Annotated in this window: 5 protein-coding genes; 4 read left to right on the forward strand and 1 reads right to left on the reverse strand. The window is 33.3% G+C overall.

The window, feature by feature from the left end; translation table 11 throughout:
• Window positions 1-189: 189 nt before the first annotated feature.
• Entirely contained in the window at window positions 190-1863 is a 1674-nt protein-coding gene (locus H518_RS0118710) for a 7TMR-DISM family protein (RefSeq protein WP_081411231.1), read from the reverse strand.
• Window positions 1864-2266: 403 nt separating this feature from the next.
• Between H518_RS0118710 and H518_RS0118715 the strand changes: the two genes are divergently transcribed.
• The 4 genes from H518_RS0118715 (at window position 2267) to H518_RS0118730 (ending at window position 16234) form a co-directional block, all read left to right on the forward strand.
• Entirely contained in the window at window positions 2267-7099 is a 4833-nt protein-coding gene (locus H518_RS0118715; RefSeq protein WP_028890489.1) for a T9SS type A sorting domain-containing protein, read from the forward strand.
• Window positions 7100-7111: 12 nt separating this feature from the next.
• Entirely contained in the window at window positions 7112-7282 is a 171-nt protein-coding gene (locus H518_RS21320; RefSeq protein WP_169720521.1) for a hypothetical protein, read from the forward strand.
• Window positions 7283-7456: 174 nt separating this feature from the next.
• Window positions 7457-13801, forward strand: coding sequence for a T9SS type B sorting domain-containing protein (locus tag H518_RS0118725; RefSeq protein WP_028890490.1), 6345 nt, complete (start codon window positions 7457-7459; stop codon window positions 13799-13801).
• A gap of 450 nt (window positions 13802-14251) precedes the next feature.
• Entirely contained in the window at window positions 14252-16234 is a 1983-nt protein-coding gene (locus H518_RS0118730) for a GTP-binding protein (protein ID WP_028890491.1), read from the forward strand.
• Window positions 16235-16385: the final 151 nt, after the last annotated feature.

Raw genomic sequence — 16385 nt, forward strand, 5'->3', positions numbered from 1 at the left:
TTAAAGGGGAGTGGTGCTCGTTGAGACACGATTAATCGCGTCTGTACTTGTTTTGCTCTCTGTTTATATTAGAAGAGGAAATATTGCAGTGTGTGTGGAGACGTTGCACTGCAACGTCTGTACGCCGAAGCAATCTGTTTGTTTGGAGTTGCTACCTGTTGAAACGCGATTAATCGCGTTTGTACTAGCCTATAAAGAAGTAATAAATTCCTCTAGTGATTCATTTGGTTTTAGGGCTAGTTTTTTTCGAAGCCTATAAATATTCTTTTTTACGGCTTCGAAAGAAATATTTCTAATAATGGCAATTTCCTTTCGTTTTAATCCTAATAAAATAAAAGAAACAAGCTCCATATCACCCTTAGTAAGTTTCGGAAACTTTAATTTTAATTTATTGGTTTGTGCTATGGTAAGCGCATCAATATCACGCTTTAAAATTTCTAATCGAGTATCCTTAATTTTATCAACTTGCAAACGATTTAATACCTCTTTAATGGTGATGCCGTCTTGTTGCTTGTCTATTCTTTTTAGCTCTTCGGTAAGATGCTGTTTCGACTTTATGTATTGTAAGGTTTCTAGGTTTAAAGACGAAATTTCTGCATTTCTATCGGCAATTATTTGTTCTTGCAAAGCTGCATTTTTACGCAAAATGTTTTTCTGTTTTCTTATATGCACATAACGATCGCCCAAGGCTAAAGAAAGTAAAAATACCTCAAGTACAGAACCTACCAAATAAGAATTCATCGTTACAATATTGGGAGGTACTATGTTTAATGATGCTAAAGAATACAACAGTATGGTTACACAAAAAACAGCCCATGCATAAATAAGAAAACGAGCAGATTTATTACCTTTTAAATATACTTTTATACCAGCATAAATGGCAATAAAAGAAAAAAGGATACCAAAATAGCCTAACAAACGACTATCGGTATAAATACCAAATACTTCGTAACATATAAAAGGATATAAGAAGGCGATTATAATTAGTACAATAATTCCTATTAATGCCCAATGCGCTTGCTTACTATATTTTTTGGTGTTTAAAAACCGAATGCAAAAATAGCTAGAGAAAACGGTAGCCATACTAAAAGCAAATATGGGAGACCATTCTTGTAAAAACGGAGAGTTATCTAAAACAAAATGTTTAAAAAAACCTCTAAAAACTAACTGTAATAGCAAGGCGCCAATAACGGAAAGGCAATAAAAATCGTATATATGATCTTTTAAACTTCTGGCTAAAGAAAAATTGTAAATTATAATAGTTATTAAAATACCAATTAACAACCAACCTATTATAAGTTCGCGCTGTTCATTTTTAGCATAAGCAGCGTTGTCTAGTAACTTTAGGGCAAATACTTTTCCGTATTTACTTACGGTTCTTATATAAAAGGTATGAGTACTTTCTTTTTTAAGTGTAACAGGAAAAGAAATGGAAAAACCAGGAAGCGCTTTGTTGGCTTCATTAATCATTTGTCCAGATTGGCTCATTTTCCAAGATCCTTTTTCTTTATAAAAAAACTGAATAGAATCTTGTAATGCTTTTTGAATACTTAAAACCTTATTAATGGGAGTATCCGTAGCATTTTGTATCCTTAATTTTAACCATACAGCTTTGGTACTATAACCAAAACTTAAGATATCGTTTTCTGATTTTTTAAAACTTTTAGAACTAATAGAATCAATCGTTAAAGAACGACCATCTTCAAGAAAGTAAGAAATGTTTTTTCCTGCGTAAATAGTATTGTCTAAAGAGTCTGCGTTAATCGTAGTTGTTTGACCATATAACAAAAGATTAAAAAAGAATAGACAAATAAATATCTTGTACTGTAAACAAACAATATATGCCGTATTTGTATTGGTCATTTTTAAGTAGCTCTTAAGTTAAAAGAGCAAATATAAAAAGTATCTTAAAAAAGAAGTGCTTAAACATTGATTATTACACGTATTTATTATGTAAGTGTATGTTTTTTAGTTTTTTGATTCGTGTATGTCCCCCTATTTGTCCCCATGTTCGCCCCTTATTTGTCCCCCTTAAAAAAATAATTAAAACATAGTGATAATGTATTTTTGGCGAAAATATCATAAGATTTAAAGAGCATCGTAGTTAAGGTACTCAAATAAATACTGCAATAGGTTTTAGGTATTGTGTTTTTTGTGAACTAACAAAACATTAGTTTTTGAAAAGAACTTAAACACAATGATTAATTTAAATAATGATTCTTTAAGTCTTACTAAGATATTATTAAAACAATTTTAGTGCTACATTATGATAAAAAAATTAAGTCTACTTTTTTTCGTCCTTTTCAACTATATCTTATATAGTCAAGAAACGAATATACCCGATGCTACTTTCGAAACCTATTTAGAAACGCATGATGCAACGGGGGCTATAGTACCTTTAAATGACCCAGCAAGTATGGGGAATGGTGTGATAGATGACAATAAAGTAACAACCGCCAATATTATAAATGTAGAGGTTTTAAATATTGCTAATTTAGGAATATCAAACCTTACAGGGATTGAAGATTTTACAGCGTTAGAAGAATTAAATAGTAGTAGTAATTTATTAACCCAAATTAATCTTACAAAGAATACAGCTTTAAAAAACCTTTATTTAACATCTAATAAATTAACATCACTTGATTTGAAGTTTAATACCGCTTTATTTCAAGTAGCAGTAGCCGATAATGACCTTATTCTTTTAGATGTTAGGAATGGCCAAAACGGATTGATAGGTACTTTTGATGCTAGAGCTAATTACGATTTAGAATGTATTTTAGTTGATAATCCAAGCCTTTCTAGCTTAGTTTTATGGAAAGCAGATACTGCTGTATTTAGTGAACATGGTAATGAAACCAATATACCCGATGCTGCTTTTGAAACCTATTTAGAAACGCATGATGCTAATGGTAATACTGTTACACTTGGTGATGCAACTAGTATGGGTAATGGTATTGCTGATGATGATTATGTATATACGAGTGCTATTAAAAATGTAACAACATTATCAATAAACGGATCTTTTGTTCCGCCAGGGCAAGTGGCTGATCCAGCAACAATAGTATCAGATGCTACAGGTATTGAAGATTTTATTGCATTAGAAGAATTGAGCCTTAATAGAAATGAACTCGTAAGTATTGATCTTTCTAAGAATACAGCATTGGTTATTTTATCGCTTAGAGAAAATAAACTAAAGAGTATTAACCTTTCTAAAAATATACGTTTAGAAAACCTTAATCTTTCTAAAAACGAATTAACAGAATTAGATGTTACCTTACATACTGCATTAACCAGTTTATCTTGTGATAATAATGAGTTAACAGTTGTAGACCTTTCTAATAACAGCCTTTTAACGACCTTATTTTGTAGTAGAAATGGATTAACAAGTTTAAATGTTACACAAAATACAGTATTAACTAAGTTATCTTGCTATGACAATCCAATAGGTAATTTAGATGTAACCAAAAACCTGCTTTTAGAAGACTTAGATTGTGTAGATACGCAACTCACCAATTTAGATGTTACTCTAAATACTAAACTAACGGTATTACAATGTTATGAAAACACACTTACCAGTTTAGATGTTACTAAAAATACAGCATTACTAGAATTATACTGTAGTTCTAATCAAATTATAAGTTTAGATCTAACACAAAATCCACTTTTGGGTGAAATTGAATTACAAGATAATGCCTTAACGAGTTTAAATCTTAAAAACGGAAACAATATAAATTTAGATGTTGAAGTACAGGATAATCCTAATCTCTATTGTATTTTGGTAGATGATGCTACAGCAATGTATCTTAATAGTAAAACTTGGGATAAAGATGCACAAGCATATTACAGTACCGATTGTAGGGTAACCAATGTGCCTGATACTGTTTTTGAAAATTATCTTGAAACACATACAGCAAACGGTACTACTGTAACTATTGGAGATCCTACAAGTATGGGGAATGGTGTTGCGAATGATAAGATTGTAACTACCGAAAAAATTGAAAATGTTAAAAGTTTAGATGTAAATAATAAAAGTATTTTTAGTCTTGCGGGTATTGAAGATTTTCTAGCTTTAGAAGAATTACGTTGTTTTAAAAACAGTTTAACAGCTCTTGATGTATCACAAAATACAGCGTTAACGTATTTAAATTGCAGTCGAAATGAAATAGAAAGTTTAGATGTAACAAAAAATACGGCTTTAATAAAGCTTTCATGCTATACGAATCCTATAGGTAGTTTAGATGTTACTTTAAATACCCTTTTAGAAAGTTTAGACTGTGTAGAAAATGAATTAACAACCTTAAATGTTACGCAAAATATAAACTTAGAAACTTTATATACATATGAAAATGAATTAACGAGTTTAGATGTATCAAAAAATACAAAGCTTGTTTATTTTTATACTGAATATAATCAAATTATAAGCTTAGATGTTTCCCATAATCCGTTATTAGACGAGTTTAGTTGTTCTTATAATGCATTAACAAGTTTAAATATAAAAAATGGTAATAATACGAATCTTGATATAAGTGATTTTGATATAAGGGGTAATCCAAACCTTATTTGTGTAACAGTAGATGATCCAGCATATGCAGATGCTAAATTGGTAAATAAAGATGCCCAAACTTTATATAAGTTAGATTGTCGCCAAACATTTGTACCTGATACTATTTTTGAAAACTATTTAGAAACCCATGATGCTGATGGTAATACCGTAACTGTGGGTAATGTTACAAGTATGGGTAATGGTATTGCGAATGATGATTATGTATATACGAGTGCTATTGAAAATGTAACGTTATTAGAGCTACCATACACAATACCTGCACCAGGTGGTATAATTAATCCTGCAACTCAGGTATCAGATATAACAGGTCTCGAAGACTTTATTGCTTTAATAACACTTGATATTCGTTTTCAAAATATTGCGACCCTTGATGTTACATCGAATATAAATTTAGAAAAATTAACATGTTTTACCAGTGAGGTGTCAACATTAGATATTAGTACAAATACCAAATTAGAAGAATTAACATTTGTATCAAATAAAATAACGAGACTAGATGTAAGTAACAATACATTGTTAAAAAAGATTTATGCCACTGGCAATAGCATTGCTGAGGTAGACTTTAGTACGAATATTTTATTAGATTGGATTTATTTAAGTAAAAATGAATTAAGGAATATCGATTTAAGCCATAACTCTTTATTGGAGAAATTACTTCTTAATGATAACTTATTGGTTAATTTAGATTTAAGTGCTAATTCAAAATTAGAAAATATACAAATTCAAAACAACCAACTTACTACTGTAAATATAAAAAATGGAAACAATGGGAGTATAACTAGTTTTGAAGCTACCAACAATCCAAATCTTACTTGTATCGAAGTAGATAACACTACTGAAGTTACTGCCGGAACCGGAAACTATGCTAGTTGGAATAAAGATGTTACAGCAAGTTATAATGAAGATTGTTCTTTTTCTGTTTGGAGCGGAAATACAAGTTCAGATTGGAATGTAAGTACTAACTGGAGTAATAATACGGCGCCTTTAGCTACAGATAATGTATTTATACCTAATGTAGTTACTGCACCAACTATTAACGGAGGAATTACAGTTGAGGTGAACAGTTTAACGGTTAATGCAGCATCAGAATTTAATATAGCCTCTGACGGAGCAGCAGTTATAACTTCTGATTTCATGAATAACGGAACCGTTAGTATTACATCGACAGTTAATAATAGCGGAGTGCTATTTGTAAAAGGAACAGCAAACGGACAAGTAACCTATGAACGAGGAGGTTTAATAGGAAATGAATGGAGTATTGTATCAGCACCTATTTCAGGACAAAGTATTAAAGAATTTGCTGAGAATCCATTAAATAATATTCGCGTAAATACTACAGTGACTCCAAATAGATATGCAATAGGCTACTATGATGATAGTAAAGCTACGGGTACAAAATGGACGTATTATACGACAGATGATTTAACTACAAATGCACTAACTTTTGAAAAGGGAAGGAGTTATGCAATATCTAGAACAACAAACGGAAGTGTGCTGTTTACAGGAACCATAGAAACAGCAAATGTTACAAAATTAGTAGCAGCATCAGAGTGGAATGCAATAGGGAATCCTTACACCACATTTTTACCGATTAATGAAAACGGAGGAACAAATTTTGTAAATGCTAATACAGCAAAACTAAACCCAGCGAATGTAGGTGTATATGTTTGGGATAATGTACAAGGTAAATATACAGGTAGATCGTTGGTAACAGCTGAAAGCTCATTAGCACCAGGACAAGGTTTTTTTATTAAAACAACAACAGGAGTATCAAGTATTGTATTTAATGAAGCCCAAAGAAAAGTTCAGCCTTTAACAGGAGGTAATTTTAGTAGAGGAACAACGAAGACTAAAACACCAAGTATTCAATTACTAGCAAAATCAAAAGAAGCTACGATAAATACAACGATTAAGTATTTTGATACTGCTACAAAAGGATTAGATCCTGGATACGATTTAGGAAACTATGAAAGAGCCTCATTTGATGTATTTACAAGATTAGTAGCTTCAGAAAATTCACAAGACTTTACGATTCAATCGTTACCAAAATCGACTTATGAAGAAATGAGTATTCCAATCGGAATAAAATCAGAAGCAAACAAAGAAATTAGTTTTGCTATTAATGCATTGGATCTTCCAGAAGGAGTTGAGGTATTTATAGAAGATAAAGACAAAAACACATTTACAAAATTAGATGCTGAAGGTAAATTAAGTTACAAAGCTGAAATTTCAAAGAAAGTAAACGGAATCGGACGTTTTTATTTACATACAAAACAAAATGATTTGGCTGAAGTTCCCTCTTTTAATAGCGTGAAAATTTATACAATAGCTAATAAAAGTTTAATGATTAAAGGTATTAGTAAAGGAAATGTTGAGGTAGTACTATATAACATAAATGGAGCTGTTATTTTTAGAAAAACGGTAAAGGCTAAAGGAGAAAACATACTAAATAATTTAAACGTACCAATTGGGGTTTACATCGTAAAAGTACAATCGAACCAAGGCGTACATACCAAAAAAATTAGCATTAATTAATAGTTGATTAAAATGAAAAAAGACATAAATTTTCAAGAAAAAACAATAAATAGAAAAGAAGCTTTAAAAAAGATAGGCAAATATGGTAAGTATACTGCATTAACAGCTTTAGGAACTTTTCTAATTTTAAATCCGCTAAAAGCACAAGCACAAAGTCCAGAAAACCCAGGAGGAGGTTTTTAAACCAAACAAAAAAGAGTCAGTTTATATTAAAATAAACTGACTCTTTTTTTTGTACTATTGCACTCCTTTAAATTTAAGAAATACAAAAGGCATTCCATTGTTTATTAGATTTTTAATTTATAAAAAAGCAATTTATTTTTAAGTACTTTAAAGAACAATTTTTCAACACTTTTTATGATATACAACACTACTACTATAGTATATAAAAAATTAGTATTGCTACTCGCTTTTATAGTTGTAACACTTAATTCGGTAGCACAAAGTTTAGAATCTATTGCAACGATAAAAACAGCTCAAGAAAAAACGATTGCCGTAGATTATTTAGGTGAAGGAGCAGGTGCAAGTGCTATTTTAGGTTTCTTTTTTTTAGATATTGATACAGATAATGATGGTTTGCCCGATTTTTATGAAACAAATCCGGGAGATGATTTAGATGGTGATGGACTAATTAATAGTATAGACCCTGATGATGATAATGATGGAATTATAGATGCCCTAGATGTGCAGCCTATTGGAGTTACATCGATGCCAGCTAGCTATTTTGTTAATGGAGCAGTAGCCGCGGCTAATGGAAATACAATTGGCGATTATTGGCAATTTTTGCCAAATAAAGTTAGTAGTTCGGGAGCCTATTCAGGATATTATGAACACCCAGGCGTGTATTTATATATAGATAATAATGCGAATAATATTCCTGATGCTTTAGAATATACCACAGGTAGTAATAAAATGCCTCCCTATACGGTAGATAAAGGAATTGCTACATCTCATATTACCAATGGAAGTTTTTTAGGACTCTTAGGAGATTATAATTATTCAGGATCACCAAGCGGTGATGCACATATTACGGGACGTACTATTTTTTATATCTGTGATGACGATTCAGGAACATCTCAAACAGGTAACTACACTAGTAATACACCATATGCTGTTTCTGATTCATATAGTAGTGTAAATAATGAGGTAGACTATAATATTTATGATACAACAGATGCTCAAAGCCTTAATATTCCTAAAGCTATTCTGGGAACAGATGCTGTAGGTATTGATTATTTTAAATACAGATGGTTTGATGATATTATAGTAAGCCCAAATAGAGAATTAGTATTTTTTAATTCCGTTTTTTGGAGTGTAGGAGGTTCACAAGTAAATACATTTTACTCTAAAACAGCATTTAATCCAGATGCAACAAGAACCAACTATAGTCATAGTGGCGGAGCTACAACAGGAGATAACTTTGGAGGAGGAACAAAACTTAATTGGTTTCCAGATTTTCAGAATACAGCAGATCACAATACACTAGCAGCTGATGTTTTTGGAGCAGGAACAACTTGGGCTATGATTGCAAACTCACCAACAGACGGAAGTCCAGTAGTGGCTCTTTCTCTTGCAAATCAAACTTGGGTAGATACCTATGAAAACTGGACCGAAAGCACAAAAATTGTTCAATATAGAGCTGTAAATGATTGGTTTGCTGCTACTGCTGCAACTATAAATAATGCAATTAATGCGCGGTATAGTTACGACTTAACTACAGATGTAAGAAATATAATAATTAGAGCAAAAAACGATAGAACACCGCATTTTATGGTGATATCTCCTACAACAGATCCTAATAGTTTTATAATTGGGATTGAGGATTTATATGGAGGAGGAGATAGAGACTTTGAAGATGAAGTGTTTTATATAACTTTTAATGAAAATGTTACCGTTTGTGCAACCAAAACAGATGTTTATACAACAAACCAATGTACAGGAGATATAGCATATGAAGTAGAAATTACAAACGTAGGTGTACTTACAGCAACAAATGTTGTGTTTAATGATACACCAGATACAAACACGACATTACAAGTAGGTTCGGTAACTTCAACAGCAGGAACTATTGTTGTAGGTAATACTGCAGGTAATACAAGTACACAGGTAAATATAGGTAACCTAGCTACAGGAGAAACAGTGACTATAAAATTTAATGTAACGGTTAATGGAGGGGTTTTTCCAACAACAACCACAGTTTCAAACCAAGGTACTGTTTCGGGAAGTAATTTCGTAGATGTTTTAACTAGTGACCCTGACGCCTTAACACATTTTGTAGCAACAGAAAGTGATTTAACAGCGGTGATAGATAATATTGCGCCAAGTATAACTTGCCCTGCAAATCAAACAGCAAATTTTGATGCAAGCTGCCAATACACTTTATTAGATTACACTGCATTAGCAACTGCAACTGATAATTGTACTGCTGCAGTTATAATCACACAAAGTCCTGCTATTGGAACAGTAGTAGCGGCAGATACGACAATTACACTAACCGCGGATGATGGAAATGGAAACACAACGGATTGTACTTTTGATGTTATTATTACTGATAACATTCCTCCAGCGATAACCTGCCCATCAAACCAAGCCGTAAATTTTGATGCAAACTGCCAATACACCTTATTAGATTATACTGCATTAGCAACTGCAACTGATAATTGTACCGCTGTAGTTACAGTAACCCAAAGTCCAGTCGTTGGAACAATTGTAACAACAGATACCTCTATTACGCTAACTGCAGATGATGGAAATGGAAATACGACGGATTGCACTTTTGATGTAATAATTACCGATAATATTGCACCAAGTATAACCTGCCCTGCAAATCAAACAGCAAATTTCGATGCAAATTGTCAATACACCTTATTAGATTATACTGCATTAGCAGCGGCAACTGATAATTGTACAGCGGTAGTTACAATAACCCAAAGTCCAGTCGTTGGAACAATTGTAACAACAGATACAACGATTACTTTAACTGCAGACGATGGAAACGGAAACACAACGGATTGTACTTTCGATGTTATTATTACTGATAACATTCCTCCAGCGATAACCTGCCCTACAAATCAAGCTGTAAACTTTGATGCAAATTGCCAATACACCTTATTAGACTATACTGCATTAGCAACTGCAACTGATAATTGTACCGCTGTAGTTACAGTAACCCAAAGCCCAGCTGTTGGAACAATTGTAACAACAGATACAACGATTACTTTAACTGCAGACGATGGAAATGGAAACACAACGGATTGTACTTTTGATGTAACCATAACTGATAACATTCCTCCAGCGATAATCTGCCCTGCAAATCAAACAGTAAATTTCGATGTAAACTGCCAATACACCTTATTAGATTATACTGCATTGGCAATTGCTACAGATAATTGTAATCCAGCAGTTATGATAACCCAAAGTCCAGCTGTTGGAACAATTGTAACAACAGATACAACGATTACTTTAACCGCCGATGATGGAAACGGAAACACAACGGATTGTACTTTTGATGTAACCATTACTGATAATATTGCGCCAACAATCACTTGTCCATCAAACCAAGCCGTAAATTTCGATGCAAATTGTCAATACACCTTATTAGATTATACAGGTTTAGCAACGGCAACAGATAATTGTACAGCTGCAGTAACGGTAACACAAAGTCCTGCTATTGGAACAGTAGTAACAGGAGATACGACCATTACTTTAACTGCGGATGACGGAAATGGAAACACCACGGATTGTACTTTTGATGTTACGATTACCGATAATATTACACCAGCAATCATTTGTCCTGTAAATCAAACAGCAAATTTCGATGCAAATTGCCAATACGCATTATTAGATTATACGGCATTAGCAACGGCAACTGATAATTGTAACGCTGCAGTTACAATCACTCAAAGTCCAATCGCAGGAACAGTAGTAACATCTGATACGACGATTACATTAACCGCAGACGACGGAAATGGAAACACAACAGATTGTACTTTTGATGTAACCATTACCGATAACATTCCTCCATCGATAATCTGCCCCGCAAATCAAACAGCAAATTTCGATGTAAACTGCCAATACACCTTATTAGATTATACGGCATTAGCAACCGCGACGGATAATTGTACGGCGGTAGTTACAATCACACAAAGCCCAGTTGTTGGAACAGTAGTAAGTGCAGATACAACAATTACACTAACCGCCGACGATGGAAACGGAAATACAACAGCTTGTACTTTCGATGTAACCATTACGGATAATATCGCGCCAGCAATAAGCTGTCCATCAAACCAAACAGCAAATTTTGATACAAACTGCCAATACACCTTATTAGATTATACTGCATTGGCAACTGCAACTGATAATTGTACTGCTGTAGTTACAATCACACAAAGTCCAGTTGCAGGAACAGTAGTAACAGCTGATACAACTATTACTTTAACCGCCGATGATGGAAATGGAAATACAACGGACTGTACTTTTGATGTAACCATAACTGATAATATAGCACCAGTGATCACTTGCCCTGCAAATCAAACAGCAAATTTCGATGTAAACTGCCAATACACCTTATTAGATTATACGGCATTAGCAACCGCGACGGATAATTGTACGGCGGTAGTTACAATCACACAAAGCCCAGTTGTTGGAACAGTAGTAAGTGCAGATACAACAATTACACTAACCGCCGACGATGGAAACGGAAATACAACGGATTGTACTTTCGATATTACTATTACCGATAATATTGCGCCAGCGATAATTTGCCCCGCAAACCAAGCCGTAAATTTCGATACAAACTGCCAATACACCTTATTAGATTATACGGCATTAGCAACTGCAACTGATAATTGTACCGCTGTAGTTACAGTAACCCAAAGTCCTGCTATTGGAACAGTAGTAACAGGAGATACAACCATTACTTTAACTGCGGATGATGGAAATGGAAACACAACGGATTGCACTTTTGATGTAATAATTACCGATAATATTGCACCAAATATAACTTGCCCCGCAAATCAAACAGCAAATTTCGATGTAAACTGCCAATACACCTTATTAGATTATAGTGCATTAGCAACGGCAACAGATAATTGTACAGCGGTAGTTACAATCACCCAAAGTCCAGTTGCAGGAACAATTGTAACAACTGATACCACTATTACACTAACTGCGGATGATGGAAATGGAAACACAACAGATTGTACTTTTGATGTAACCATAACTGATAACATTGCACCAGCGATAATTTGCCCCGCAAACCAAGCTGTAAATTTCGATGCAAATTGTCAATACACCTTATTAGATTATACAGGATTGGCAACGGCAACAGATAATTGTACTGCTGTAGTTACAATCACACAAAGCCCTGCTATAGGAACTATCGTAACAGCAGATACGACGATTACTTTAACCGCCGATGATGGAAACGGAAACACAACGGATTGTACTTTCAATGTAACGATTACCGATAATATTGCACCAAGTATAACTTGCCCCGCAAATCAAGCCGTAAATTTTGATGTTAGTTGCCAATACACCTTATTAGACTATACAGGTTTAGCAACGGCAACAGATAATTGTACAGCGGCAGTTACAGTAACACAAAGCCCTGCTGTTGGAACAATTGTAACAACTGATACGACGATTACGTTAACGGCAGATGACGGAAATGGAAACACAACAGACTGTACTTTTGATGTAACGATTACTGATACTATTGCGCCGATTCAAACAGCAGTATCATTACCTGACGTAGTTACTTTTTGTAAAGTAGAAAACATTAACCCTCCAACAGCAATGGATAATTGTGATGGATTAATTATAGGTGTTACTACAGAATCATTTCCAATTATAACATCAACAACAATAACTTGGGAATATATAGATAGTAGTGGTAATGTTACAACGCAAAATCAGAAAGTAATAGTTACAGATAATAACCCGCCTATTCCTGATGTTGTGGCTCTAGAAACGTTAAATATACCGTGTGTTTTAAATAGTTTAATGCCTCCAACAGCAACTGATGATTGTAGAGGAAGTATTACAGCAACAACTACAACTAGTTTTCCTATAAGTTCATCTACACAAATTGCATGGGTTTTTAGTGATGGTATAAATGAGGTTACTCAATATCAACAAATAAATATAATAGATAGTGCTCCTATAAATTATAGAATTTCAGGTAATACAAATACATCAGGTAATAGGGCAAGTGTAACAGTTACTATTAAAGGATCGGAATATGTTAATTACAGTGCTTATCTAGAAAATACTAGTGGTTGGAAGTTGATGAGTAATGATGAGGGGAGTTTTTCGGTTGTTTTTGAAAATGTTGAGGTGCCAGACGATGGATTAAAAGTAATCCGTTTAAGAAGTGAGGATGGTTGTTGGCAAGAAACTATAAATGTTTATTTACTTAGGTATAATGAGTTTTTCACACCAAATAATGACGGTGTAAATGATACATGGAATATTTTTGGGCTAGCAAATATAGATCCGAATGCAAAAATTGAAATATTTGATCGATTTGGTAAGCTAATAAACAAGGTAACACCAGCAGATATTGGTTGGGATGGTTCTTATAATGGCGCTTTAATGCCCGGTAATGATTATTGGTTTAAAGTAGATTATAAAGAAAGTGATAGCGAAGGAAATCAATTTTTAAGAAATGCTTCAGGACATTTTTCACTGTTAAGAAGGTAAGCATATACATTATTTTAAAGTATTATAAATACCTCATGATTGTTAATTATGAGGTGTTTTTTTTGCAACAATTTGTAGAGGTAAAGATATAGATATGTATTTTCTAAGAATGCTTGTAAACTACAATCTCAGTTCGAGCGCAGTTGAGAACTATTAGGTTGTTAAACATAGATTTTCAAACTTATTTTGCTATTTTTTGATTGTGGCATTTAATAACAATACGTCATTGTGATGGAGGTACGGAAGAAGCAATCTGTTTTATTTTAAAATAGGTTTCGACTGGGCTTAACCTGACATGAAGACCTCACAGATTTCTAAATCCTATGAGGTCTATTAGTATCCCAACTTTATGACTTTGTCTCCATTAAATAAAAAAAAAGACTTATTATTACGTTATTCCTAGTATTTTGCCGAGGGAAGCAAAAAATAAACATCAAATTACACCATAGAATGAAAAAACCAACTATCAATATAGGTATTTTGGCACATGTAGATGCTGGTAAAACAACACTTACCGAGCATTTTTTATACAATTCAGGCGCTATAAGAACACTAGGGAGTGTAGATAAAGGATCTACCAATACTGATAGTTTAGCTATTGAAAAAGAACGTGGAATTTCTATAAAAGCCGCAACTACTTCATTTGAATGGAAAGACACGAAGATTAATTTAATTGATACGCCTGGGCACGTAGATTTTTCTAGTGAAGTAGAGCGTGCATTGTGTGTTGTTGATGCAGCAATTTTAGTAGTTTCGGCAGTAGAGGGAGTACAAGCCCACACTTTGAATATTTGGGATTCTTTACAAGAGCTACAAATACCAACCCTAATTTTTGTTAATAAGATTGACCGCCAAGGTGCCGATGCAGAAACAACAATAACTCAGATAGAACGTGATTTAAAAACAAAAGCAGTAGTCTTATACGCTTCTGAAAATGATGGGTTAACAAATGCTACAATAATGCCTGTTTTTAATACTGGGGCTACTACTGAAATTAAAGAAAAATCAATTGAGCATATTTTAGATTGTGATGAGCATTTATTAACACGTTTTTTAAATTCTGAACCAATTAGTGATGATGAATACGTAAAGAGTATTCGTGATTTAACAATAAATAATAAAATTACACCTATTTATACAGGTATTGCTAAGAATAATATTGGGGTAACCGAACTTTTAGATGGTATAATAGCCTATTGTAAAACCTCTAATGTTACTGCTGTAAAAGAGCTATCTGCTTTTGTTTTTAAGCTAGAACATCATAAAGTTTTTGGTACGATGGCGTACGTAAAAGTTTTTTCAGGTGAATTATCTTCTAAAAGTACTATATATAATGATACGCAACAGTTAGAAACTAAAATTAATCAAACAAAAGAATTACATAATACAAAATACATTGATAATGTTGTTTTAAAATCTGGTGATATAGGTATAATAACAGGAGTTTTAGGAACAAAATCTGGTGATGTTTTAGGCAGCCCAGCAGGAATTCCGAAATTACCTCAATTGCATATTCCTGTATTAAGTGTTCAGGTGATTCCTGATGATAATGCAGATTATAATTTGTTAGCAGATGCTTTGCAACAACTAGATAAAGAAGATCCTTCTTTAAATTTTAAATGGTTTAAGGCAGAGAAGGAGTTGCAATTGTTGTTAATGGGGCAAATGCAAATTGAAATTTTAGAACATGTTTTAAAAGAACGTTTTTTAATTAACGCTAGTTTTACCGACCCAGAGGTAGTATATAAAGAAACAATTAGTAAAAAAGCAGAAGGCTATATTCGATATTGGATGCCAAAACCTTGTTGGGCAATTATGACGTTTTTAATAGAGCCCGCTCCGTTAAACTCAGGAGTTAGTTATCGTAGTGTTGTTTCACAAAATGACGTACATATTAAATATCAAAATGAAATTGAACGCACCATTCCGAAAGCTTTAGCGCAAGGAATTTTAGGGTGGGAGGTAACCGATGTGAAAATCACCTTGATAAAAGGAGAAGATCATAATGTGCATTCGAGACCTGGTGATTTTAATTTAGCAACACCGATGGGAATTATGCAAGGGTTAAAAATTGGTGGAACACATTTATTAGAGCCTATATTAAGTTTTGAAATTAAAGCGAATGAATCGTTGTTAGGGAAAATAACATCAGAATTAAGTACGAGAAGGGCTAGTTTTGATACTCCAGAGTTTATTGATGAGGTATTTAGTTTAAAAGGACGAATCCCTGTAGCAACATCATTAGATTTTAGTCGAAAATTAAATTCAATAACGAGTGGTAAATCAAGACTTAGATTACAATTTTATGGATATGATACTTGCCCTAAAGGGGAAGGTATTGTTCGTGACTATAAAGGTGTAAATCCATTAGATGAAGCGCAATGGATATTACACCGTCGTGGAGCTTATAAAGCTGATGAACGGGTAATATGATTTTGCAATCGTCATTGCGATGGAGGTACGGAAGAAGCAATTTGTTTCACTGAAACTTGAGCATAGGTTTCGACTGCGCTCAACCTGACATATTAAAATAAGTAGACTACTTCACATTTTTTTATGCTGTTTGTAGTAACGTATGTAATAA

This window comes from Tenacibaculum ovolyticum DSM 18103 (assembly GCF_000430545.1).
Taxonomy (GTDB): Bacteria; Bacteroidota; Bacteroidia; order Flavobacteriales; family Flavobacteriaceae; genus Polaribacter; species Polaribacter ovolyticus.